The organism is Litoribacterium kuwaitense (genome assembly GCF_011058155.1).
GTDB classification, from domain to species: domain Bacteria; phylum Bacillota; class Bacilli; order Bacillales; family DSM-28697; genus Litoribacterium; species Litoribacterium kuwaitense.
In genome coordinates this window covers 237,768-262,692 of the sequence record NZ_JAALFC010000001.1, presented here as the reverse complement: position 1 = coordinate 262,692, position 24,925 = coordinate 237,768, and the positions used below count along the sequence as shown (strand labels likewise).

At 43.7% G+C, this 24,925-nt stretch carries 22 protein-coding genes and 2 pseudogenes; 2 read left to right on the top strand and 22 right to left on the bottom strand.

Going from position 1 to position 24,925, the window contains the following annotated elements:
- Positions 1–85: 85 nt before the first annotated feature.
- The 13 genes from ypeB to G4V62_RS01370 form a co-directional block, all read right to left on the bottom strand.
- On the bottom strand, positions 86–1,441 hold the full coding sequence (ypeB, locus tag G4V62_RS01430) for a germination protein YpeB (RefSeq protein WP_165198981.1): 1,356 nt from the start codon (positions 1,439–1,441) through the stop codon (positions 86–88).
- Positions 1,442–1,458: 17 nt separating this feature from the next.
- Positions 1,459–2,283 (bottom strand): spore cortex-lytic enzyme, encoded by an 825-nt coding sequence (gene sleB, locus G4V62_RS01425; protein WP_312855413.1) that lies wholly within the window; start codon positions 2,281–2,283, stop codon positions 1,459–1,461.
- A gap of 287 nt (positions 2,284–2,570) precedes the next feature.
- Entirely contained in the window at positions 2,571–3,239 is a 669-nt protein-coding gene (gene prsW / locus G4V62_RS01420; RefSeq protein ID WP_165198979.1) for a glutamic-type intramembrane protease PrsW, read from the bottom strand.
- An 87-nt stretch (positions 3,240–3,326) separates the two neighbouring features.
- Entirely contained in the window at positions 3,327–4,289 is a 963-nt protein-coding gene (locus G4V62_RS01415) for an asparaginase (protein ID WP_165198978.1), read from the bottom strand.
- Complete coding sequence (locus G4V62_RS01410) at positions 4,282–5,313, bottom strand: YpdA family putative bacillithiol disulfide reductase (protein ID WP_165198977.1); 1,032 nt, start codon at positions 5,311–5,313, stop codon at positions 4,282–4,284. Before G4V62_RS01410 ends, G4V62_RS01415 begins: the two co-directional genes overlap by 8 nt.
- 86 nt (positions 5,314–5,399) lie before the next feature.
- Positions 5,400–6,671 carry a Glu/Leu/Phe/Val family dehydrogenase gene (locus tag G4V62_RS01405; RefSeq protein WP_165198976.1) on the bottom strand — a complete coding sequence of 424 codons (1,272 nt, stop codon included), beginning with the start codon at positions 6,669–6,671 and terminating at the stop codon, positions 5,400–5,402.
- Positions 6,672–6,873: 202 nt separating this feature from the next.
- On the bottom strand, positions 6,874–7,467 hold the full coding sequence (locus G4V62_RS01400; RefSeq protein ID WP_165199088.1) for a genetic competence negative regulator: 594 nt from the start codon (positions 7,465–7,467) through the stop codon (positions 6,874–6,876).
- Between the two features lie 234 nt (positions 7,468–7,701).
- On the bottom strand, positions 7,702–8,463 hold the full coding sequence (locus G4V62_RS01395; RefSeq protein WP_165198975.1) for a metallophosphoesterase: 762 nt from the start codon (positions 8,461–8,463) through the stop codon (positions 7,702–7,704).
- A gap of 15 nt (positions 8,464–8,478) precedes the next feature.
- Positions 8,479–8,844 carry a hypothetical protein gene (locus G4V62_RS01390; protein WP_165198974.1) on the bottom strand — a complete coding sequence of 122 codons (366 nt, stop codon included), beginning with the start codon at positions 8,842–8,844 and terminating at the stop codon, positions 8,479–8,481.
- 81 nt (positions 8,845–8,925) lie between these two features.
- On the bottom strand, positions 8,926–9,690 hold the full coding sequence (locus tag G4V62_RS01385; protein WP_165198973.1) for a LysM peptidoglycan-binding domain-containing protein: 765 nt from the start codon (positions 9,688–9,690) through the stop codon (positions 8,926–8,928).
- Positions 9,674–10,264, bottom strand: coding sequence for a CPBP family intramembrane glutamic endopeptidase (locus G4V62_RS01380; RefSeq protein WP_165198972.1), 591 nt, complete (start codon positions 10,262–10,264; stop codon positions 9,674–9,676). The genes G4V62_RS01385 and G4V62_RS01380 overlap by 17 nt, the downstream gene beginning before the upstream one ends.
- A gap of 4 nt (positions 10,265–10,268) precedes the next feature.
- Complete coding sequence (locus G4V62_RS01375; RefSeq protein ID WP_165198971.1) at positions 10,269–11,783, bottom strand: RecQ family ATP-dependent DNA helicase; 1,515 nt, start codon at positions 11,781–11,783, stop codon at positions 10,269–10,271.
- Positions 11,773–12,828: a YpbB family protein gene (locus G4V62_RS01370; RefSeq protein ID WP_165198970.1), complete on the bottom strand. Its 1,056-nt coding sequence runs from the start codon at positions 12,826–12,828 to the stop codon at positions 11,773–11,775. The genes G4V62_RS01375 and G4V62_RS01370 overlap by 11 nt, the downstream gene beginning before the upstream one ends.
- A 200-nt stretch (positions 12,829–13,028) precedes the next feature.
- Here G4V62_RS01370 and G4V62_RS01365 point away from each other — a divergent pair, with 200 nt between their 5' ends.
- Positions 13,029–13,277 (top strand): ferredoxin, encoded by a 249-nt coding sequence (locus tag G4V62_RS01365; protein WP_165198969.1) that lies wholly within the window; start codon positions 13,029–13,031, stop codon positions 13,275–13,277.
- A gap of 467 nt (positions 13,278–13,744) precedes the next feature.
- On the top strand, positions 13,745–15,316 hold the full coding sequence (gene serA, locus G4V62_RS01360) for a phosphoglycerate dehydrogenase (protein ID WP_165198968.1): 1,572 nt from the start codon (positions 13,745–13,747) through the stop codon (positions 15,314–15,316).
- A 53-nt stretch (positions 15,317–15,369) separates the two neighbouring features.
- Here the strand turns inward: serA and G4V62_RS01355 are convergent, their stop codons facing one another.
- The 9 genes and pseudogenes from G4V62_RS01355 to G4V62_RS01315 form a co-directional block, all read right to left on the bottom strand.
- On the bottom strand, positions 15,370–16,632 hold the full coding sequence (locus G4V62_RS01355) for an RsiX family anti-sigma factor (protein ID WP_165198967.1): 1,263 nt from the start codon (positions 16,630–16,632) through the stop codon (positions 15,370–15,372).
- Positions 16,607–17,167, bottom strand: a complete 561-nt coding sequence (gene sigX, locus G4V62_RS01350; protein ID WP_165198966.1) for an RNA polymerase sigma factor SigX — start codon at positions 17,165–17,167, stop codon at positions 16,607–16,609. The genes G4V62_RS01355 and sigX overlap by 26 nt, the downstream gene beginning before the upstream one ends.
- Positions 17,168–17,481: 314 nt before the next feature.
- Positions 17,482–19,251, bottom strand: coding sequence for an ATP-binding protein (locus G4V62_RS01345; RefSeq protein WP_165198965.1), 1,770 nt, complete (start codon positions 19,249–19,251; stop codon positions 17,482–17,484).
- Positions 19,252–19,968, bottom strand: coding sequence for a response regulator transcription factor (locus G4V62_RS01340; RefSeq protein ID WP_165198964.1), 717 nt, complete (start codon positions 19,966–19,968; stop codon positions 19,252–19,254).
- A 65-nt stretch (positions 19,969–20,033) separates the two neighbouring features.
- Positions 20,034–21,218: pseudogene (gene ccsB, locus G4V62_RS01335) on the bottom strand (c-type cytochrome biogenesis protein CcsB).
- 1 nt (position 21,219) lies between these two features.
- Entirely contained in the window at positions 21,220–22,902 is a 1,683-nt protein-coding gene (locus G4V62_RS01330; RefSeq protein ID WP_165198963.1) for a cytochrome c biogenesis ResB family protein, read from the bottom strand.
- Positions 22,903–22,910: 8 nt separating this feature from the next.
- The gene (resA, locus tag G4V62_RS01325) at positions 22,911–23,450 is read right to left on the bottom strand and encodes a thiol-disulfide oxidoreductase ResA (protein ID WP_165198962.1); all 540 of its coding nucleotides are present in this window, start codon (positions 23,448–23,450) and stop codon (positions 22,911–22,913) included.
- Positions 23,451–23,529: 79 nt separating this feature from the next.
- On the bottom strand, positions 23,530–24,249 hold the full coding sequence (locus G4V62_RS01320; protein WP_165198961.1) for a pseudouridine synthase: 720 nt from the start codon (positions 24,247–24,249) through the stop codon (positions 23,530–23,532).
- A 152-nt stretch (positions 24,250–24,401) separates the two neighbouring features.
- Positions 24,402–24,922 (bottom strand): annotated as a pseudogene (locus G4V62_RS01315) (spore maturation protein).
- Between the last annotated feature and the right edge of the window lie 3 nt (positions 24,923–24,925).

The window sequence follows — 24,925 nt, the reverse complement described above, 5'->3', positions numbered from 1 at the left end:
GAAAAATCATTTTATAGAGCTAAAAAGCGTAGACAAAACCAAATAGGTCTTTTGTCTACGCACCGAAGCTCAAGCTTCTATTTTTTTACACAGCATTCTCAAAAACGTTTTCTGTGCTTTCAACTTGTTCAACGTCCTCTTCATCACCCGTGTTGGCGTTGATTAGAAGTCGATACGTGTCACCATCCATAACAGCGTATACTTCATAGCAGAGCACATCCTCACCAAACTCATTTTCGGTGAAGACGAGGGATGATTGCTGAATGTCCATCGTCTCACGAATTGGTTCAAGCACTTCCTCCTCTGACAATGCAGGCGTCGCATTTAAAGCTTCTTGATCTTTCGGGTCTTCAATTAAATACTGGCGTGCATCAAAACCGACCAGCTCTCCATTGTCCAAAGCAATCTTTACGCGAATGGACGCTGGGAGATAATGAATTTCGTCGATCTTTTTCACGAAGGTAAATAGCCCTTCATTGTCATACTGGCTGCTTTCGTGCAATTCAACCTTCCCATAGCCGTGCTTTTTTAGAAAGGATGCGGCTTTATCAGCAGCCTTATTTAACGAGACGGTTGGATCTTGCACTTCTCTGCTATTTAATAGCCAGATGGGGACGCCACCATTTTTAGAAATGTCGCCAGTAAAGGTTTCCTTGTCATTTGATAATGTCACCGAATAAAATGCGTAATCCGCACCTCCGCCGCTCTCTTTCACCGTCGTTTCATATTCGCCCTCTAGCTCGAAGAACTTTTTCATTTTACGAACGGCTTGTTTTTCAGAAATCGGTTTTCCAGCAAAAGACATTTTCGTATTGTAGTGGTCATTCAAACGTTTCACATCAGTGCCAAAGTCGGTGTTTTCATTGTATTTTTCGGATTGCTGTTCAACAGTTTTAAATCCGTCAATAATCGTGTTGTCCATCGGCTCTTCATCAGAAGCAAGCGCCATTTGCACATCCATCCATTTTAAATGGTCTTGAAGAACTTTTTTCTGGACGTTCTTTAGCTCGCCATCAATCGACTTTGCGTCTTTATACAACGTTTTCAATGTTTTTTTCTCTTGATCTGTCATCGGATTTTCAGATAAGTCACGGAAACTCGTCCGATAGCTGAATTCAGCAATGTTAGACAGAAATTCTTCGGTTTTATTAAAAGCCATGAGTCGTAAAGGGAGCTGTCCAACATCAGAATGTGCTTCGGCACTCACCTTCCAAACATCTGTTAATGTTTTTTTCATTTGAGCATCTGATTGAATGCCTAGTGATGTTCCGACTTTGTCTTTTAAGTAGCCGACACGATAAGCAAGGTCATGAAATGCTCGTTGGTAATTGTTTTCCGCGTGGTTCATAACTGCTTCTTTCCCTTGGCGCTCTTGATAGCCCCAAAAGCCAGCCCCAATTACGCCAAGAGCTAAAACGGCAATGATTATGTTTTTGGCCATTTTCATCCTCTCCTTTCTTATTTACAGAAAATATGAGCACCAATTTGTTTAATTTGTGGACGAGTCCAGATCCATGGTGATGTAGCTGTATCTGGATTAAAATAATATAAGGCGCCGCTACTCGGATCCCAACCGTTGATCGCGTCGAGTACGGCCCGTTTTGATGTTTCATTCGGGGTTAACCAAATCTGCCCGTCTGCAACAGCTGTAAACGCACGCGGCTCAAAGATGACGCCAGAGACTGAGTCAGGAAACGTTGCGCTGTTAATGCGATTTAAAATGACACCGGCAACAGCAACCATACCTTCATAAGGTTCTCCGCGTGCCTCTCCGTGCACCGCATTGGCCATCAGTTGAATATCATTTTCAGAATATCCTGCAGGGACATTAACTGGCTTAGTAGGCTGCTTGCCCCCACCCCCTGACGGCTGCTGCTGTCCAGGACTTTGTTGCTTTTCGCCCGAAGAATTGTTTTGTTTTCCGCCGGACTGATTTTTTTTATAGCTCCCGCCGTAATACGTAAAGCGCTTTCCACTGTTTAAATAATTTTTCACGTAAGGTTCGTCGTATTGAGACGCGTTGACGAGTTTTTCCTTTGTCTGTGGACCAGCCAGCCCATCGATATCCAGTCCAAAATCTTCTTGGAAGTTTCTTAAAGCCCAATACGTACTCCAACCAAACTTTCCATCAATTTGACTCTGATAAAAACCGATGTATTGCAAGCGTGATTGCAATTCAATAACATCATCACCGACAGCACCCTTTTGAATGACTTGATTTGTAAAGGCTTGAACAGACGCTGTCTGACTTAAGCTTAAAACGAGACATACAGCTATGATTATTTTCCATCGTTGCTTATTCACTCTCTTTTACCCTCCGTTCATCGAAGATCACCTTTTACAGGCTTTGGTGGGTAGTATTTGCTGAGTTAATCGTTTTATTCAATTGGTGGTTGATTTATGAAAACTGATCAAGGCAGACCTTTTGCCATGTAAAAAACGCCCTCTAAAAGAGGACGTTAAAGAGGAGACAAGATCGTTTTTGATGTCGTCTACGCTTATTTTATTTTTTTAAACTTTAAATGAAATGAGATGTCGTGCGCATTGAAGATTGAAGCGCCCATCAATGATCATAGGTCAAAGGTTTGTTTCCGGCTTCTCTGATTGGCGCTCTTCACTTTCTTTAAACCAAGCCACCAAAGAAAAACCATAAATGGAACAATCCAAACGAGCCAATTTTTTTTAAAGAATAGCATAATATAATCATATATACCGTGGAGAATAAACGGAACGAAAAATGATAGCAGCAGCCAGGCATAGCGCTTCTTAGTGATAGCAAACTTAGCCCGTCCAAGGTAATAACCCATAATAACACCGTATAGCGCATGACTTGACACAGGCAGTAACGCTCTTCCAAAAGCCGTGTCAATGCCATTTGCAAAAATATACAGAATGTTCTCGAATGTCGCAAATCCTAAGGAAACGGCAACCCCATAGACAATCCCGTCATAATAATCATCAAACTCGACATGATGATACACTGTATAGTAAAGCACAAACCATTTAAAAAACTCCTCAAGAAAGGATGTTTGGACGAATGCCTCAAACAATGGAGAATCAATGGCAGCTTCATGCGTGATGGCATACTGCAAAAACATAATAGGAAAAACAATTGCAAAGCCGACGAGAAAGCTTTTAGCTACCATATGAATGGGCTCTGCTTCATATTTATCGCGCAAATAAAAATAACATAAGAGGGCTGCCCCGGGAGCAATTCCCGCTGAAATAATGGGGAGCATCTGATCCCTCCAGCTTAGTTTGGCATGTATGTATTATCGTATCATGAAAAATTTCAAAAGGCACTGATTTTTAAAAGGAATGTTATGCTAACGGGCGAATGCACGCGCAGGTGACCCATGAGAAGAAAGAGCACAAGCAAGCTTCACGCGGGCTTTTTTCGCATCATAATCCTTCCCGAGAATGACGCCTTGTTCAGCAAGTTGATACGCGCTCCCAGTATAATCATAGGCCGGAAACACATATCCTTCCTCTGCACTCGTCGTTAAAACGACTGCTGTCCCTTCATCAATTGCCGCCAAAATACCTGGTACCACCGCGGGAGGTACGTGCCCGCGCCCATTGCCTTCAATAATGATCCCGCGAGCACCTTCTGCTACGAACGCGTCAACAGCCGTTCGGTCAGCACCGGTATAGCAAGTAACGATATCAACTCTCGGAAAGGTATGGACGTCGGGATAAACATCGCGATCAACTGGCTTTTGATAGACATGAACGATATCTTGATCAATGATGCCTAAATAACCATAACCAAACGTTGCAAAGCCTTGCACATTCGACGCATGTACCTTTTGTACATACCGCGCAGGCCAAATGCGCTCGTTAAAAACAACGACCGGACCAGCGCCATGCAAGCTTGTATTTCCGGCTACAAGCATTGCATTTCGAAGGTTCGTATACACATCACTTCCAAGGTCGTTTGCCGACTTCTGACTGCCTGTAAGGACGATCGGACGATCATCAGAGATCGTCAGGTCGAGAAAATAGGCGGTTTCTTCTAAAGAATCTGTTCCGTGTGTAATAACAATACCGTCAACCGAATCGTCCGCTAAAACCGTTTCGACGGTTTTCTTTAAAGTGAGCATCTCTCCTTCTGTTATATGCATGCTTGGTAGCTGAAAGAGAGAAACGACATTAATTGTATAATGTTGGGGCATTTTACAAAGGGAAGCAACCTCATCCCCGAGCATCACGCCCGCAGCGAGTAAACCTTTTTCATTCGGTTTACTTGCGATGGTACCTCCCGTTGTAATTAACGAAATGTTAGGCATCGTGATTCACCTCTTTTTTCAATGAAGTCAACGAATGCTGCATAAGCGCATTGGCAATTTTACCTCCGTGAAAGCGCCCATTTTCAATAAATATTTCATTTGCGTTATTTCCTGCGGCTACGACACCAGCGATGTAAAGGTTGGGCACGTTTGTTTCCATCGTGTCTTCGTTGAAAAAAGGGCGTCCAGTGTCTTCATCAACTTTGATTCCGGCTTCGCGAAAAAGCCCATGATCGGGTGTATAGCCCGTCATCGCAAAGACAAAATCACATGCAATTCGCTGATCTTCGTTCCCAACGGCATACACAACTTCATCAGAGGTGATCTCTTTAATCTGGGCATTGAATGTCATTGACACTTTCTCATGCCTTACGAGCGCTTCAAATTCTGGCAAAATCCAAGGCTTAATGCTTGCTGAATACTCAGGGCCTCTATACAGAACGCTCACATGTGCTCCGGCCTTTTCTAATTCAAGCGCAGCATCGACTGCAGAGTTCTTACCACCAATGACAACGACTCGCTGATCAAAATAACGGTGCGCCTCTTTAAAATAATGGGATACGTGGGGCAACTCTTCTCCTGAAACATCCATCACATTCGGGTGACCGTAATAGCCTGTCGCTAACACAACAGCTTTTGCACGATAGACACGCGGACCATCGAATGTCTCAGACATAACAAAAAAGCCGCCACCTTCAGCTGGAGCAACACGACTCACTGTCTCAAATGCATGAATACGCAAATTTTTCTTCTTAACGACTTCACGATAGTATGCCAGCGCTTGGCTCCGGCGGGGCTTCCGCTCTTCAATAATAAATGGAACATCACCAATTTCCAGCTTTTCACTCGTTGAAAAAAAAGTTTGATGTGTTGGGTACTGAGCAATGGCGTCAACGATATTTCCTTTTTCAATAACGAGGGGCACAACACCTTTCTCTTGGAGCTCGATCGCTGCCGACAAACCACATGGTCCCCCACCAACGATCACGACTTGTTCTTGCTGCGCCTGATTCTCGATTGACATGAAAAATTCTCCTTCCGTTTTCAAAAACCATAAAAGAGATGGCCTGTAAGCCACCCCTCATCAACGTTTCCTTCAGTCTGTCTAAATTAAATCCACCCACGAAATCTCGCGGCTTCTGCCATTTTACGAACACCAACCATGTATGCAGCGAGCCTCATATCAATTCGGCGATTCGTAGCTGTCGTGTAAATATTCGCAAATGCTTTGACCATCACATCACGGAGCTTTTCTTCAACCTCTTCTTCACTCCAGTAATAGCCTTGACGGTTTTGCACCCATTCAAAGTAAGAAACAGTGACGCCGCCAGAGCTGGCGAGGACATCCGGCACAAGCAGAATTTCCCGCTCGGTTAACAGCTTCGTCGCTTCAAGCGTCGTCGGCCCATTTGCAGCTTCGACGACAATACGGGCATTAATATCGTTGGCATTGTCCTTCGTAATCTGGTTTTCAATCGCTGCCGGAACGAGAATATCACAATCAAGCTCAAGCAGCTCTTTATTGGAAATCGTATGGTTAAACAGCTTCGTCACTGTACCAAAACTATCTCGGCGATCAAGCAAATAATCGATATCGAGACCGTTCGGATCATGCAATGCACCATACGCGTCTGAAATGGCAATGACTTTCGCTCCGGCATCGTGCATAAACTTTGCAAGAAAGCTCCCTGCGTTACCAAAACCTTGGATAACGACACGAGCCCCTTTAATATCAATATTCTTTTTCTTCGCCGCTTCCTCTATACAAATCGTAACACCTTTTGCAGTTGCTGACTCACGCCCGTGAGAACCCCCTAGAACGATAGGCTTTCCGGTTATAAATCCAGGGTTATTAAATTCATCAATGCGGCTATACTCATCCATCATCCAAGCCATAATTTGCGAATTTGTAAATACATCAGGTGCTGGAATATCCTTCGAAGGTCCAACAAATTGGCTAATGGCTCGTACATATCCCCGACTTAATCGCTCAAGCTCTCTAAACGACATTTCACGTGGGTCACATATAATACCGCCTTTTCCACCACCATAAGGTAGATCAACAATGCCAGCTTTCAAACTCATCCAGATTGATAAGGCCTTGACTTCTTTCTCCGTTACGTTTGGATGAAAGCGGACGCCACCTTTCGTTGGACCAACCGCATCATTGTGCTGAGAACGGTAGCCAGTAAATATTTGAATTGAGCCGTCATCCATTCGGACAGGGATGCGGACGGTTAGTAAACGAATTGGCTCTTTTAGTAGTTCATACACTTCATCTGGGTAGCCCAGTTTTTCCAACGCCTTCATGATTACTGTCTGGGTCGATATTAAAATATCTGTCTGCCCCTCATGAGAGCCCTTAGTTTCCTTGGTTGCCATCAGTCCATGTACCTCCTGTGTTTCAACACACTATTCTTGCCTCATTCACAGATTAGTATACACGTTGTCATCTTGATTTGAAAGGTATAACAGTCGTTTCTTTCTATAGGCTTGTACGTATTTTTTCAGCCGAGCCATTACGCCAAAAATGGCAGTCAAAATGAGGCTGACCGATCAAACGGGAAGCCTCACCACCAATCATTTATGTCGACAAAAAGAACTGGTCAATGACTTTGGGAGCCGAATGAGGAATGACGACTTTTCCATACTCCTCTACCCGATACTTCGTTAACGTCGAGGGGCTGCCAAACTCAGCTAAAATGGCCACTAAGCCTTCAAGCTCGCTTGGAGTAACTTCCTCTATACTTAGACTGTAAAAATACCGATTTTCAAAAGCGTAGAGCCTGCCTCTCTCCACCCCTTTTCTAATCAAGTGTGCACTGAGTGAAATAAAGTCCTCAAAGCTCACAAACTCATAAAAAATATCGTCACTTTCATCGAGTGTAACCTGCATTTCAATATAGTCTTCGTCATAATCATCATCAAGTGAGTGGTTTCCAGCTTTCGTCATGATAATAACCATGCCTTGCGCCTGCATTGAAAAGACTTCAACAGCGATTGGCCCAACAGCCTCAAATCCTAGTTCAACACTCGCTTCCTTCATCATGTCCCTGAATAATTGATGAACTTTAGGTGCATCGTGCCATAAATCTTCTTTCGTCATTCCTCTTTCATATAAATCGTCGTATGTTAAAAATATTTTAATCTTATCCATGGTTAATCGTTCAAGACGCAATTCTTTTAAGCCCCCCTCCACCGTTCCCTTACTTCCTACATCATATGATGTCAGGAGCTATCGGTGCGTGCCTTTGCGCAAATTTATGAATGATCTAAAACGTTGACAAGGTATTAAATGAAACAGCTATGCGTTACTAATGATTTGACAACACTTGATTTGTTGCCATTTTTAATTTAAGCAAAGTCTAACTTCCTTGTATTATATAGAATCTCTTCAGTGCATGTCCACACTTCACTCCCCAGAGATTGACAGCCAATGTGCCTCAGACCTTGCGCCTAAGCGTAAAGGCAGTAAAGACGTACCATATCCGTTTGTCGAAAGCTCAAAAAACGCTTCTTTTACCTTTAGCTCTCCAAGCGTATATGGACCGAATGGACCGATACGGATTTGCCCACCATGCGTATGTGCGGTTAACACTCCACTCAATCTCTCTTTTTCCGTCTCAGTATAACGAACATTTGGATTATGTGAGACAAGTAAGAAAAAGCCACTTTGATCGTCCTTAGGCATCGCTTTTGGCAAATCATCCAATGCACTGGTCGCATCGTCTACACCAATGATACAGACGTGTTCACGCAGAAAGCTATGACCATTACGAAGAAGCTGAACGCCTTCATCTGTCAACATTTGTACAAATGCTTTCTGATCCACTTCATAATCATTATTCCCCCATACAAAAAACACAGGGGCCCCCAAGGAGGAGAGTCGTTGAACATTCAGTCTCGTCTTCTCAAGAGGAACACCTTCCTCAGTAAGATCGCCTCCGATAACCACTGCATCCAGGCCGCCAACACACTTTCTTAAAAGTCGGCGTGACACAGTTCTCCGGTGAATATCACTAATAAAAAAGATGTCAAGTGTTTCATCACGCTTCAAATGAGGGGAGAACACTTTATGGGAGCATAACCTATTCTCAAAGGCGAGCATGATCATACACCCTAACAAAAGAAGCCCGGCAATGGCTGCTCCCCCGATGATCAAAATCCAATCCAAACAGTTCTCTCCTCTCTAATTAAACCACCGCATTCTTCGAGCATACAATTGAAAAAGAAGCATTGTTACCATATATAACATCACGATTGCGGAAAGCCAAAGCGCAAAAATGCTCAAAATCCCCGCACTGAAGACAAATGTAACGACACAAGCTCCTTTAAAAGACGGGTAGGGCAGCCATTCGTGAGCGATAAATAAACTTTTAATGACAGTTTCTGCGCCCGCAATAATCAGCAATACCCCACCGATGGAAGGCCAAGGGTGCTGGAAGGCAAGCGCTAAAGATGGGAGGAAATCTTTCTCAATTGGTAATAGCCATATACCTCCTGTAAAAAAAACAAAACTGAGGCAAACCCATGCTGCATATTTTATCCCAGACATTGTCCATGGCCTCCTTTTTTTCTAGACTGGGACGGTCGTCTAAAATAATATATGCAACGGTTTGCTCAGAAGTGAACGCTTTTAACGTGCAGGAATTTGCAGCTCTTGCCCTACGTAAACCGCATCTCCATTTAGTCCATTTGCATTTCTAATGATTTCCTCTCCATCACGCGATCCATAATAGCGTTGGGAAATTGAATATAGTGTGTCCTCTGCTTGGACAACGTGCGTTCCGGCTTGCTGATTTGTTTCCACAGGAGCTTGCTCTGTCTCTTGAGGGGTTTCCTCTTCCTCCACCGGTGTTTCTTCAACCGTACTCTCAGAAGGTGCAGGTGGATCTACACTCTCTTGTGAATTCACTGGCTCCTCAACTGTTTCGTTCGCATTTTCTGATACAGTTGGGGTGCGTTCTTCCGGTATTGTAGGCGAGCTCGTTTCTGCTTCAGCTGCATTATCGTCATCTGTTGTTTCCTGTTCACCATCAATGACTTCTTCTGCTGTAGCGTCCGCTTCCTCATCTGCCTCTTCTTCGCTAGCCATGTTTACAACATCCGCGGCATTTGTCGATGTATCATCATTTTCATGCTGAGCTAATGGCTCAGCTTTCAAGGCATAATATACGGGAATCCCGATGGTTAACACAAGAAAGAAAATGAGCAGCCATTGGTGCAGCGTCATTCGTCTTTTTCGTCTGCGGCTGGCACGCCTTTCTGTTAATGTTTCACTCGAATTTGAACTTCGACGTTGAACTCGTGATGGGAGAGACTGTTCGCCTTCCTGTTTTTTTGTAACAGTGCGGCGTTTTTCTTCATGTTGGCTCGCCCTTCGTTCAGCTCTTGTTTGCATCGCAATCCCCCCCTGTTGACTTATCATGCAATTCATTCTCTCGTTTTTTTAGTTGTAGGCCTGCAGCTAAATTGATTATTGTGTGGGCAATGACTACGGTCCAAAACGACGCTGTCACCTGAAATAAAAAACCCATCCAAAAGCTAACGAGCGTTACGAACACGAGCAAAAAAGGTCGTTTCACATATCGAAAATGGACAAAAGCAAACAGCAAAGCCGCTAAAATAAGGCCAAATTGCGTTTGCAGGACAACTCTAAATAAAGCTTCTTCAACAAAGGATACGACGAGACAAAGAAAAATCATATGGTGATACGATAAAGGAGCAAAAAGCGCCTGATTAATACCCCCATCATCCAAAAGGTCCTTTGACATTGTCTTACTTAATACCCACTCAATACATAAAACGATGAGCGCTCCACCAATCCCTACAGCGAGCTCAGCAAATGACGGCCAGTGAAAGAAAATCGCGATGTCTCTTCGTTGTAACGGAAGGAGCCATAACAAAAGAACGGCGACCACTAGCAAGATGACTTGAGATAGGTACGCATTGATGAGCAATAAACGATGCGACATTCATTCACACTCCCGCTTCATCTTGAGAGACTTGACAAATGACTGCCAGTTCTTGACGCCAATCGTTAACCGCTTGAGGCTGCAAAGGTGTCACTACTGCCGCTTGAGAACGAACAAGCGGAACAGTCATCCCACAATTGTCACAACACAACTGAGGACGCTCCGAAGGTTCAAGCGTTTCATCAAAAGCGTCTAATAGTTCTTGTCGACGACAGCCTTCCGTGAAAATCCACTTTTTTACACACTTCCAATGAGACCACTTTTCTCGCAGCCGCTCCTGGGCCAAGTTTTTTAATACAGCAAAAGGATCTTCTTCTGCAGATTCAAGACGTTGCAATTGAAAATAACAGTAATCCATTTGCTCTTCAGACATGTCGAAGCGGTGATCATGTTGCTTTAAAGCGCTCATTCCTTCGCGCCAGCCGAGCTGACAAAAACATAAATATAGCCGATCCACTTTTGCGTCATCTGGTAGAGAACCCGTCATTAAATGCTGCTGCAACAATTCATCTTCCGGAGAAAACAATCCAACAGCGAATGCTGGACGACCATCTCGACCAGCTCTTCCCATCTCTTGAACAAACGATTCAATGCGTGAGGGCATGTGGTAATGTAACACAAATTGAATATCAGGTTTATCAATTCCCATCCCAAAAGCACTCGTACATACAACAACCTCGAGTTCGTTGTGCAAAAATTGTCGCTGAATAAGCTGTCTCTCTTCAGGATTTAGACCGGCATGATACGCAGACACTTCAAATGCCGTTTCTTTTTCGAGCAAAAGAGCAAGCTCTTCCGCTTTCCTCCGGCTGGACACATACACGAGCGCAGGACCCCGCATTCGTTTAATCCATGTGAGAAGCGCCTCTTTTTTGTCGAATTCATGATCAAATGTTTGCGCAGCTAAGCGAATATTCGGGCGATCAGTGCCCATGCGTAAAATCGTCTGATGGGTAGAAAAACGCAAATGGGTCACAATATCATGAACAACCGCCGTCGGTGCTGTCGCTGTTAATGCCAAGCATGGAGGACTTCCAAGTGTCTCTCTGACCTCACCTAACTTAAGGTAATCCAGCCTAAACTCTGGCCCCCATTGTGAAATACAGTGTGCTTCATCGACGACAAATAACCGTATTGTACAAGACATGAGCGCTTCTTTCACCTTTTTTGTTTGCAACATTTCAGGTGAGACAAAGACGAATCGATACGATGCAAGTCGATGAAGCACAAGCTGCTTCTCTCTCCACGCCATCCCGCTGTGAAGCGCAACAACCGATCGCTCTTTTACATGCCAAAGACGGCGAACTTGATCTTCCATTAATGAGATTAATGGTGTGACAATTAAGACAACGCCGCCATACAAATAGGCTGGCAGCTGATAGCAAAGGGACTTTCCAGCCCCCGTTGGCATCACAGCTAATACATCCTTTCCTTCTTCCATCGCATCTAACACCATTTCTTGTTCTGAGCGCAATGTAGATAAGCCAAACACTTTGCGTAACAGCTGGTCACGTGTCATCTTGAAAAAACGCTCCCTTCTCTCTAGCAAGACATAAACGAATGCTAAAATATGAAACTTCTGGAGGAAGCTTTTCTTTCATACGTTTTAAGGAATACCCTTCACCTTCTCTTATGATAGGGAGAATGAGCGTGACGTGTTCGCTCAATATGTAATCCTTCCATTGGAAATGCGGCAGATGTGAAGCAATTTCAATGATATGATCTTCAATGGTACTTTCTTTTAAACGACGCTTCAGCGCAATATCAGATATCGAAGCACCGCGTTCAGCATATGGAAGGGTCTTGGCTGCGGATTGTGTCAAAGGGTTATTTGCTGTCCCTTCTAAAAGCAAGGAAAGGTTCTGATAGCGTTGAGGCGCGTTCATAACCGTGCCAAATAAGTGATGAAGAGCAGCTCGCCAATATAGCTCCGCGCCTTCAATACCGATGCCGAACCGTTTGCCTGCCTGCTCCAATGTCCAGCCCGTTCGCGTAGGGCGTGACAGCTTGTAAACGAACATGCAGGCGGATAGTTGATCTACTTGATTTAACAATGTCAACAATTCATCGTATGCAGCCCTCACCCAGACGCCTTTTGAGTGCGAGCGGCAAAACTGATCAAGCCAAAGTAACGTACTTTTTTCTGCCAGCATAAAGCTTGAAGACGCTTTTTCTTCGGCATCACGATCTAATAGGTGATAAAGACGCCGCCAAAATTCGTCAGTTCGACTATGATATTTCGCACCATTAAGCCGTTGTGGTGCAGGATAGCTTTTATTAAACTGAAGGAATAAATCTCTTCCTTTTTCCGTGAGTACCGCTTTATGCTTGCCTGTTGAGATCACATACCCTTCTGACCATAACCATTCAATATCGTTAAGAAATGTGTCTCTCGTCAATGTTGTGGAAAGACAACCAAAAAATGGCGATAGCGCAAACAAACCAGCATCTTGAATCGTTTGAGATGACCGCTTCCCCTTTAATAAATGGTACACAGCATTTACACTACGTTCTCCTTGAAACCGATCAAGCACGTGCATAAGTACTGCCTGTCGATACGACATTGTTCGATCCACCTCACTACACCTCTACCAAATCATTCATCTGTCTTTCAGTTTATCATAGACGAGTCGATTCTTGGAGAAAGAACAATCATTTGAAAACATTTCGACGATCTCTTGTCTTTTATTGACGTCTTATCAAAAGAGTCATACAATGACAAGCATATTGAAACAACCATTTGCATGACTACGGAGGGTCTCTGATGGCAAAATATACGATTGTTGATAAAGATACGTGCATCGCGTGCGGCGCGTGTGGCGCAGCAGCACCAGATGTTTTCGATTACGATGATGAAGGGGTTTCATTTTCATTACTTGACGATAACCAGGGCACTGTCATTTGCCCCGATGAACTAGAGGAAGATTTAATGGACGCATTCGAAGGGTGTCCAACAGAATCCATTCGTATAGCAGAAAAGCCATTTGATGGCGATCCAAATAAGTTTGAATAATGCTGATGATCCCTTGTTTCATGGATACAAGGGATCTGACTGTTGACAAACACCCACACTCGTCGTGCTTAGCCTCACTTTTCCTCTCAAACTAAAACGCTATTTGCACCTTCGCTCCCCCTCTCGACCTCGCCTGATATCTGATCAGCGTTTGCAAGTCATGCTACAAAGAAGGCGTTCGTAAGCTGACGCTAGCACAGTGTAGTAAAAATCGAGCATATACATTGTCTACACGCTGAGACACGCTGAGCCCCTGTTTCATGCTTACGCCGGTTTCTTTATTTTAGCGAACAAAACTGTAAAAAAACATTTTTTGTTCGTAAATGCAATTGAATAAATGCTTAAAACGCCTTACACTATTATTGATGTTCGTCATTTATTGACTTGGTTTCGTAGATATGGTACTTTCAAAAAAATCAACTTTCATTTTCAGACTATCTTAGACAGGCAAAGGAGACCTTAAACCGATGGGATACATTTTAGTGTCTGATGCAATGAGTGAAGAAGGTCTTGCACCGCTTTTAGAGGCAGACCACGTAACCGTTGTACAGAAAAATGCTCATGACGTGACCGATTTACACCTTTATGATGCTCTACTTGTACGTAGCCAGACAAAAGTCGACGCTGAACTGATCGAAAAAATGTCCAATTTAAAAATCATTGCTCGTGCTGGTGTCGGTGTTGACAACATTGATATTGATGCAGCGACAAAACATGGTGTCGTCGTCGTCAATGCGCCCGATGGAAACACGATTTCGACGGCCGAACATACATTTGCAATGATTGCCTCACTCATGCGAAACATCCCTCAAGCTACAGCCTCCATAAAAAATGGCAACTGGAATCGATCTGCTTTCCAAGGTCGGGAGCTTTACGGGAAAACGCTTGGGATTGTAGGTATGGGACGGATCGGATCAGAAATTGCTAAGCGCGCTAAATCCTTTGAAATGAAAATCAAGGCATTTGACCCATACTTGCAAAAAAATCGTGCAGATAAAATGGGGATTGAGTCGGTTAGCTTAGAAGAGTTGCTAGAATCATGTGACATTATCACAGTACATACACCACTCACGAAGGCAACAAGAGGATTAATCAACGACGAAAATCTTGCCCTTACGAAAAAAGGTGTCTATTTAATTAACTGTGCACGTGGGGGTATCATTGACGAATCCGCTTTAGTGAACTACTTGGATAAAGATCATATTGCCGGTGTTGCTTTGGATGTTTTCGAAGTTGAGCCACCTGAAGCACATCCGCTTTTACAATATGACCAAGTGATTGCTACGCCTCATATCGCTGCATCTACAAAAGAAGCGCAGCTCAATGTAGCAACACAAGTCGCCAGCGAAGTGCTCTCCTTCTTAGACGGACGACCAGCTCAATCGTCCATCAACCTCCCCGCTCTGCCAAAGGATGTATTTGAGCAGATGGAGCCGTTTTATCATTTAACGAAAACCATGGGCCGGTTTTTATCTCAGTGCATGAGAGAACCTGTTAAAGAAGTGTCCATTACGTACGCTGGTGAGGTGGCTTCATTAGAAACATCTGTAACTACACGTGCTTTCCTCGTAGGTTTTTTGCAGGAACGTGTAGATACAGGTATTAATGATGTGAATGCAACGATGACAGCGAAACAGCGTGATATTCATTACGGTGAAAAGATTTCAACCGAAACGAAAGGCTACTCTAATTTGATCTCGGTTGAAGTTCGCGGAGAACAAACGACCTTTACATTGACTGGTACATTCGTCCAAGGGTACGGGATACGAATTGTCAACGTGAACAGTTTTGACATTGATTTTCTGCCAGAAGGACATCTCGTCTACATTCACCACAATGACCAACCAGGGGTCATTGGTAAAGTCGGACATATCCTGGCTCAGCACGGCGTCAACATTGCAACGATGCAAGTTGGCCGAAAAACTGCTGGCGGCGAAGCCATTATGATGCTATCGTTTGACCGAGTATTGACCGAAGATGTTGTCCACGACCTTTCATTTATTGATGAACTCGACTCATTAAAAACGATTGAGCTTTAATAACAAAGCAATAAAAACGAAAGACGCCAAAAGATAAGGCGCCTTTCGTTTTTTTATTCGTCTTGCTTAAGGGCATCGTGACGATTAGCAGCCACAGGAACTTCAATCGGTTGATTCAATGCATACGGTCCAATTTGAGCGCCCTGCGCCCCTTCAAACTGTACGCGCACAGCACCGTATTCTTTAGCTGTCATAAGAATGGCCTCGATCATCCATTGAAGCTGGTCTAAATTTTCGTTTGAATTCAAACTGTCCAGGTTGGCGAATGTGACCGTCGCCGTTTCGTTGAGTAGTGTCGCCTCCTGAATCTCCACCGGTTCAAGGGCAGAAGACACTCCCGGTAACACGTCAGGTGGTGTTTTCATAAATTGCAGAGCTTCATCAAAGCTTTCTGGTAAGGCTGGCTCGGAAAAATGACTTGGCATCGCAATGAGAAAACGAGTTGCATCCGTTTCATAGATAAAATAAGGTCGAGGCTTTTGATTTATCAGTTCTAACTCCTCCACCGTTCCGAAATTGCCTAAAGACAACCCAGGCTGACCTTCTGTTTGCAAACGGACAAAATCAAATGATGAACCAAAAGCTTCTTCTAAAGATAAAACGAGTAACGTGCTTGCCGTAGATCCTTGGTTGAGTTGAGTTGCTTTCTCTTGACTAAAATTTAACGTAATCATCCGTTTGTCATCATTCTTCTCAATTTCAACATTTTCAAGCAACGATGCCCCTAAACCGAATGCTTCATCGCTTGCGAGTTGATCTGCTTCAGCATATATTTGTTCCATTTGCTCAGTCGTTTCCCCGTCTTGGACCGTATAACTGACCGGAACGATAAATTGTGCACTTGGATCAATATACGGAACAGTCACGACCTCACTGCCAGTCGGGATACTCCTAATGACATGCTCCTCGGCTAAAGGCATTCGCATCATTGAGCGCTCAACCGCTGACTCCCTTTGGTCTCCAGTTGCCCTCCGTTCAATAGGCTGCTGTCTTTCTCCTTTCGGGGCATCCTGCGCACCGCTAAATGGCTGTACCTCCTGTATTTCAGGTACGGCTTCATCTGCCAAATTGTAGCTTTCCTCATCAGAGGGAATAAGTGGTATGGCAATTAATAGCAATATGAGCGCTGTCGCAACGAAAGAAAAAACCGGAACCCAGCGATGACGGCGTTTTTTAGACGGTTTCGACAAAGGAACATCGTTTAACCGTTCGGAAATATTTCGATACAATGCTTCTTTTTCTTGCGTGTCGTCGATCTTAGGCATGTCACTTAGAGCTTTTTTTACCTCTTCATCGGTCCAATGACGTTTTTTCATGGATGCTCCCCCCTTTCCCGGTCGAGGCATTCATTAGGCGCTGCAGCTTTTTGATCGCCCTGTGCTGTGTCGTTTTCACTTTACTTTCTGACCAATCGAGTATTTCCGCCGTTTCAGCAATCGATAACGATTGAATATACCTTAAGACAAGCACCGTCTTTTGTTTTTCATTACATTGATCAAGACATTCATATAGCCAGCGAATGTCCTCCATTAACAAAGCATGCTCTTCAGGCATGTCTTCCGGCGACGGCTGTTGTTGCAACTGAGCCGTTGCCCATTCGAATGAGTCGCCACTATGCTCTTTTTTCCTTTTTTGACTACGGAGCCAATCAATTGCAACATGCTTCGCAATGGAAAAAAGCCACGTTTTTTCTGAACTTTTACCTTCGAATGAATCATAGGAGCGTAACACTTTAATGTAAACCTCTTGGACGAGGTCTTCAGCTTGCTCTCGATTTTTCACCATATACACTAAAAATGTAAATAAATCTGTATGATATTTATCATAAAGTTCCTGAAACAGCGAATGCACGACTGAACCTCCCCGTATAACCTATTTGTCGATCATTAGGAAGAAAAGTTACATACTTTTCTACAAAAACGAATTTCCTATGATTCAACCGGTCATTGTATACAATTTGTTTTCAAGAGCTATTGTAGCATGAATATGCCCTTATCGCTGATTTACTTTCTAATCAACCTCAAAAAACCGACCAGAATAGCGGTCGGTTCAGAGTGCAGAAAAATGATCAACACTTTTAAAAGAGAGTCCTATTTATCAGCTTCGCTTAAAAATAATTGACTGACTAGACATGCCTGAGGCCGAGGAAACATTTTACAAGCTGACTAATAACGTTCGTCTATCATTGGATGCGGGAACGTTACTGTAAAAGTCGTCCCTTCATGCTGCTTGCTATGAACGGTGATTGTCCCTTGGTGTGCTTCTACTAAATTTTTTGAAATGGCAAGTCCTAAGCCTGTCCCACTCATCCCGCGCGTTCTTGCCTTATCAGCTTTATAAAAGCGCTCAAAAACAAATGGAAGGTCTTCTTCTGGAATACCTACACCTGTATCACGAACTTCGATCATTAGTCGTTTTGGTGTCGCTTGTGCGTGCAAAACGACTTCTCCTTGAGCCTCTGTATGACGAATGGCGTTGTCTAGTAAATTTGTCAACACTTGCTCCAATCGATCTTCATCCAAAGGGAAATGATCAACCGTCAAATGCAAATCTGTCTTTAATTGCACATCTCTTTCTTGAGCCAGCGTGTTAAATTTTTGTATCATCCGGTCAAAGTACGTCCTAAGCGAGACGTCGTTTTTGTTTAATTCTACATGACCAGCTTCGACACGGGCTAAATCAAGCAGTTCATTGACAAGACGTCCCATCCGTAAAGATTCCTCATAAATGATCTTACCGACTTCACGTTTATCCTGCTCACTGACAGCGACATCATCAACGATCGCTTCACTGTAACCTTGGAGCAACGAAATTGGTGTACGTAATTCATGAGATACGTTTGCAATAAAGTCCGTCCGCAATTTATCAAGCTTCCGTTCGTCCGTCATGTCTCTTAATACAGCGACCGCCCCGCGGACGTACGAGCCGTCGTATAAAGGGGCCATAATGATGACCCAAATGCGTCCTTGGATCGTAATTTCTGCCGTTTCTACATCCTCATTTTGCACAGCATCCGCAAATAGTTCTGATAAGAGGGGCGGTAATTCTTCAGCCTTATTTTCGTATCTCCACGTATTAATAAAGCGTTTTGCCGGTGGGTTTGTCAGCAAAACCTCGCCATCACGGTTTAAAGTAATGACCCCGTCTACCATACTGCTTAATATGCTTGATAGCTGCTCTTTTTCTTGGTTTAATGCGTTCACATGAAATTGTAATTCACGCCCCATCCGGTTAAAGGCAAGGGCAAGTTCACCAATTTCATCGTGTGTTAAAATTGGAATCTTTGTATCAAACTCACCCCGTGCCATTTCAAATGCTGCTTCACGCATCTTCCGTAAAGGCGCCGTAATTCGGGTTGATAAAAAGAACGCAAAAATTGTCGTTAAAAATATCGCCACGCCGGCACTTAGCAACACAAGCCGTGTCGTTTCTTCTGTCGTCCGTTGTACGACATCCAATGATTGATAAACAAAGACCGCACCGTCACCTGATGGCGTTACAGGCGCAGGCATTCCAATGATCATGACATCCATTGGCTGCGGTTGTTGCGGCTGCTGTAATGAGGTCGTCTCCGAAACCGTTTCACCTGACAATAACACTGAAGAAAGCTTAGAATCCAAAAGCCACTGGTGTAAAGCAACGCCGTTCATTTGCCACGATTCACTCATCCAGTATTCATTCGAACTAGCAGCAATAATGACCCCGGTCGTATCATCCGCAATTTCAAAAGCAATAGAGCGCGCCAATTCAGGGTCATCATGCTCCTCTACAATCGTCACGACTTTCGAGGCAACCTGCGTCAACTTGTCTCTAGCCTCATCGACTTGAAAACCGCGAAAGAATTGCAATAAGAGCACCGTCAAAATCAATAGAACGAAGGCGACGAGTAAAATAATCGTCAGCCACAGTTTACCAACAACACTGCGCCAAATCATTTACTCGCCTGTCGCTTCAAATTTATAACCGACACCCCAAACCGTCACAATCATTTGCGCGGCTTCTTTAGACACTTTCGAGAGCTTCTCTCGCAATCGTTTGACATGTGTATCGACCGTTCGCAAATCGCCAAAGAACTCATACTTCCAAACTTCCTTTAACAATTGCTCTCGAGAAAACACTTTGTCGGGAGTCTTTGCCATAAAATGAAGCAGTTCATATTCTTTCGGTGTAAGACCGATTTCTTTATCACTTGCGGTCACACGATGCGCATCGTGGTCAATCGTTAAATGTGTGAAGACGAGCACATTTTTTGCTTGTGTTTCTGTTTGTAAAAACTTCGTGCTATCGGCACGACGCAAAATTGCCTTGACGCGCAGTACAACCTCGCGCGGTGAGAAAGGCTTGACAATATAGTCATCCGCTCCTGATTCAAACCCTTGAACACGATTCGCCTCTTCACCTTTCGCGGTGAGCATGAGGATGGGCGTCGCTTTTTTGTCACGAATTTTTTCACAAACCTCGACGCCATCCATTCCCGGAAGCATTAAATCGAGTAAGATACAGTCGTAATCTGATTCTACAGCTTTTTCAAGAGCAGATTCTCCATCTTCTGCTTCGTCTACTGTATAATGCTCACGCTCAAGATACATTTTTAAAAGGCGGCGGATCCTCTCTTCATCATCCACGACCAAAATGTGTGCTGATTTTTCCATAGACCTCTGCCGCCAGGAGTGCTGGCAGCAGTTTTCCCACCTTTCTATCGCTTAACTCTCTGATCTTATGCGTAAGAGTGAAGTCCAGAGATGACTAAGTTTACAAAGATTAAGTTAAACATAATGATAGCAAAACCGACGACCGCCAGCCAAGCCGAACGCTCTCCGTGCCACCCTTGAGAAAGACGTAAATGGAGGAAGGCAGCATAAAACAAAAAGGTAATCAGCGCCCATACTTCCTTCGGATCCCAGCCCCAAAAACGTCCCCAAGCTTCTTGAGCCCAAATCATCGCAAAGACTAAACCGCCTAGAGCAAAGACAGGAAAGCCGATCGCTACCGCCCGATAGGAAATTTCATCAAGCAGCTCTGGTCGAATCCCTTTCAGTTTCGGATGGATGACAGCACCGATTCGTTTTCTGAAGATTAAACGCAACAGGCCATAGACGAGAAGACCACCAACGAGAGATATGAGTAGCGTGTTAAACCGGCGCGGCGCTTCAGCACCATTCAACCAGGCAGGGGCTTCAAAAGGTGCTGAAAAATATGGCTCTCCAGCGACGAGCTCTCCACCTGCCGGCGCAAATACGGCCGGAATGTTGTATTCAATCTGTAATTCTTGCTCATCTTCAATAAACGTGTACACTTCGCTATGGTTCATCGCCGAGAACGTCGACGTAAGAACGATAAACGCCAGCGCACTGCATAATGTAAAAAGAATAAATTCGATCCAAAACGTTTTTTTTCGTTGCTTTTGCTTGATCAACAACACGCAACAAGTAAATTAAACCTGCAGCAAAGCTGATCGCTAAGATCGCTTGTCCAGCTCCAACGGTTGTTACATGAATGCTTAACCAATTACTTTGCAGTGAATCGACGAGCGGTTCAACTTCGTTTGGAAACATGCTTCCATAAGCAATGATAAGTAAGACAATCGGTAACGTGAATAATCCAAGTACGTTCAGCTTATACATCCAGTATATGATTAAAAAGGCAAAGATAAACATCATGCCAAAGAACGTAATAAACTCAAACAAGTTACTAACCGGAGCTCGTCCAGCTACAATCCAGCGCAAAATAAAGTAGCCGAGGTTACTTAAAAAGCCAATCACGGTGATTGTATATCCGATCACGCCACTCTTCGTCCAAACGACTTCATCTTGCTTTTTTCGAATAGCCCCACCAAAAAAGCAGTCGCTACTAAATAACATATAAACGCAACAAATAATAAATTCCCACTAAATTCTACCATCCTACTCACTTCCCTTCAGAGAGTCTTTCGCTTTAGACTCTTCTTTTCGATCAACAACAGACGTAAGGGAAAAAGGTGCAATCACTTCATCCAGCTCTCTTTTCAGTCCAAACCAGTTTTTGTTTGTATGACCACTCACCCAAACCTCATCGTCATCATTTTTCACCCAAATACGACGATGTGTCCAATACATTCCTTGAATGACCCCAAGCATAAAAATCGCACCGCCAACGCTAATAATACCTAGCGTCCGGTCTTTTGTCACACTAAGGCCTGTCGCCTGTCTGAAATCTGGTTGGACAAGGGATAAGGAATATACATTGTCGGCGTCTGGCGCAGAGACGTTGATCCCAATTCCGATGACGCTCCGCTCCACCTCTTCGATATCAGGACCGGTCACTTCAAAAACAAACACTGGATTATCCGGAATTTTAGATTTTGAGCCTAAGTTGACTTGCTTTTCCCCGTCAACCCACTCTTCCTTCACTTCATAATCTGGATAATAGCCGGATAATGTAACTTCATAGCCATCACCAAGATCATAGACAACTTCGTCATCATTCATTAGTCTTTCATCACTCAGATCAACAGTGAACGTCCCAACTCGATCTTCTGTATCATTTCGATCTAAACCAAGCGTTAATCTGTAGAGCTCAGCCGGTTTATAGTTCATTTGATAAAGCGTTAGTCCGTCTATTTTTAAAGGGTGATTTACACGGATCAGCTCTTCACTTACTTTTTCCAACTCTGGCTCTTCGCCTGGAACCGTTCCTTCTGCACGCTTATAAATAATTGCGTCTGTTTTATGCGCTTTAACAACGTTTCCACCTACACGCTCTAAAGCTTCCTTGTATTCGCCTTCATTTGCTTCTGGGTCATAATATTCAACTTCAAAATCTACATTTTCTAAATAATAGCCATTTGAATGGGGGATCGGTTGTGTTTCGTGTTCACGCACCCATAAGTGATCTTGCACGTACATATCTGGTGAAAAACGAAGCATAACCCCAATTAAGAAAATAATCAGTCCAATATGGTTTACATATGGACCCCAGCGTGAAAAACGACCTTTTTCGGCAAGTAAATGGTTTCCGTCACTCCGAACACGATAACGTTTTTTTTCAAGAGCCTTTTTCATTTCATCTAAAGAAACGTTTTTATGCTCGGTTACAGAGTGAAGTCGCTGGTGCTTTAAGAAATGATCTGCTTTTTTGACACGCTGGTGCTTTAAAGCCCGATAAAGCGGAACGAAGCGATCGAGAGAACAAATCACTAGCGAAACACCGATCGAGGCGACGAGTAATATGTACCACCATTGAGCGTACATTTCGTGAAAACCGAGCTGATAAAAAATCTTCCCGAATATACCAAACTCTTCTTCATAATAAATCGCTTCCGTTGATCCAGGAGGCAAATATTCCGCTTGAGGAAATACTGTACCAAGAGCCGAAGCAATTAACGTCACGACGATAAGCCAAATCCCAACTTTAACTGAAGAAAAGAACTGCCAGATTCGATCGACAATGTTTCGCTTATACGTTTGGGAGCGACGAGCAGTTCCTTCATAACGCATCTCAGCAACTTTTCGTTTACGCTCCTCTTCGGTTAAGGGGCGGCCACAAGCTTCACATAAGTGTGTTCCTTGTGGATTCACATGCCCACATTCACATTTTACTTTCTGCATACAACCACCTACGTTTCATTTGGCTTTACAGCTTCCATATAGCCACGAATTTCTTCTGCACTCATTTCGCCAATTTTGTGCTGAACGATTTCACCGGTTGGATCAATCATAAAAGTAGAAGGGAGCTGTCCAACGCCATATAGCTTCATAATTTCAGAGCGGTTGTCCATTAAAATTGGAAAAGTCGTCCCCATCCTATCAACAAAATCTTTGACAATAATCTTCGTTTCTGCAACGTTCACTGCAAGCACTTCAACACCTTGATCTTTATACATGTTGTAACCAGCCTCTAAAGCAGGCATTTCGCGTTCACAAGGCTCACAATACGTACCCCAGAAATTGATAATAACCCCTTTTCCACGCAATTCCTCCAGCTCAATACGCCCTCCGTCAAGCGTTTCCAAAGAAAAGTTGGGTGCAACCTGGCCCGCCCTAACAATGGATGGCTTGTCGAAAATGCCAGAATAAAGCGTGTAACCAACAGCAACAAGCATTACAAGTAAGATTGAAGACCGGAGCACAAGCCTTTTTTTCTTTCTTGCGTTCATTTGCTCACCCCTTAAAAAACCACATTTTGTCTAAATTATATCATCTTATCAGCAAAATCTGATTTTGATTTTATGAAGGTTATGTGACAGCTAATTGTCTAAGCTGTTTGACCTCATGGGGTGTAAGTTCGCGATACTCACCGGCGTTTAAGCCCTGAAGTGTTAAAAACGCATACCGTTCTCTTTTCAGCTTCAATACTTTAAATCCGAGCGCTTCAAACATTCGTCGGACTTGACGATTTTTTCCTTCATGTATCGTCAACTCAACAATTGACGTCTTTTTCGCTGTATCTCGCGAAATGACCTTCGCTTTTGCAGGTGCTGTTTTACCGTCTTCCAGTTCGACCCCTTTTTTGAACTCGTTGAGATCACCTTTTTTGACAAGCCCTTCAACTTTAGCGACGTACGTTTTGTCGACTGTATGCTTCGGATGCATCATTGCATTGGCAAATGCGCCATCATTCGTCAGCAATAAAAGCCCAGACGTTTGATAGTCGAGACGCCCAATCGGATAAATACGTTGTGGTACTTCAACAAAAAAGTCAGTGACAACCTTTCGCCCTTTATCATCAGCGACGGCTGTAATGACGCCACGCGGCTTGTACAACATAAAATATACCGGTTCTTCTCTTTCTAAAGGAACACCTTCAACTTCAACTTTATCATTGGCAGATACTTTCGTCCCGAGCGTTTGAACAAGTTCGTCATTGACCTTTACCTTCCCTTGAACAATGAGTTCTTCCGCCTTTCGCCGAGAAGCGATGCCTGCCTGTGCTATCACTTTTTGTAATCGTTCCATCGTTCCACCTCATTTAGCAGTTGCTATAACGCTGTTTTAATTTATATTAAAGCAAAATACCGCAAGAAAGAAAATCTTCCTGCGGACCGTGTGAACACGCCTTTGCTATTGTATCATACTGTGTCGGTTTCACCGAATGAATGAACTTTATTTTACAAAAAAACGAGAGAAACGATGACAATCGCAGCAATCAGTCCGACTAAATCAGCAAGCAAACCGACTTTAACTGCCTCGCTCATTCGTTTAATCCCTACAGCACCAAAATAAACGGTTAATACGTAAAAGGTCGTATCTGTACTCCCTTGCATCGTTGAGGCGAGGCGACCAATAAACGAATCAGGGCCGAACTGTTGGATCAAATCAGATGTCATCCCTAAAGCAGCCGTTCCGGAAATCGGACGTATAAAGGCCAATGGAGCAACTTCTGCTGGTACACCTAAAAAGGTCAGCAGCGGACGCAGTCCTTCCGTTAAAGCATCCATTGCTCCAGACGCTCGAAAAATAGAGATCGCCACCATCATCCCGACGAGGTAAGGAATAATTGAAAAGGCCATTTGGATCCCTTCTTTGCCCCCTTCAACAAAAACCTCATAAGAAGGGACCTTTTCCACGCCGCATATAAAAGAATGAAAGCAATTAAACAAGGGATTAAAAGCGTTGAGAACCACATCATAGA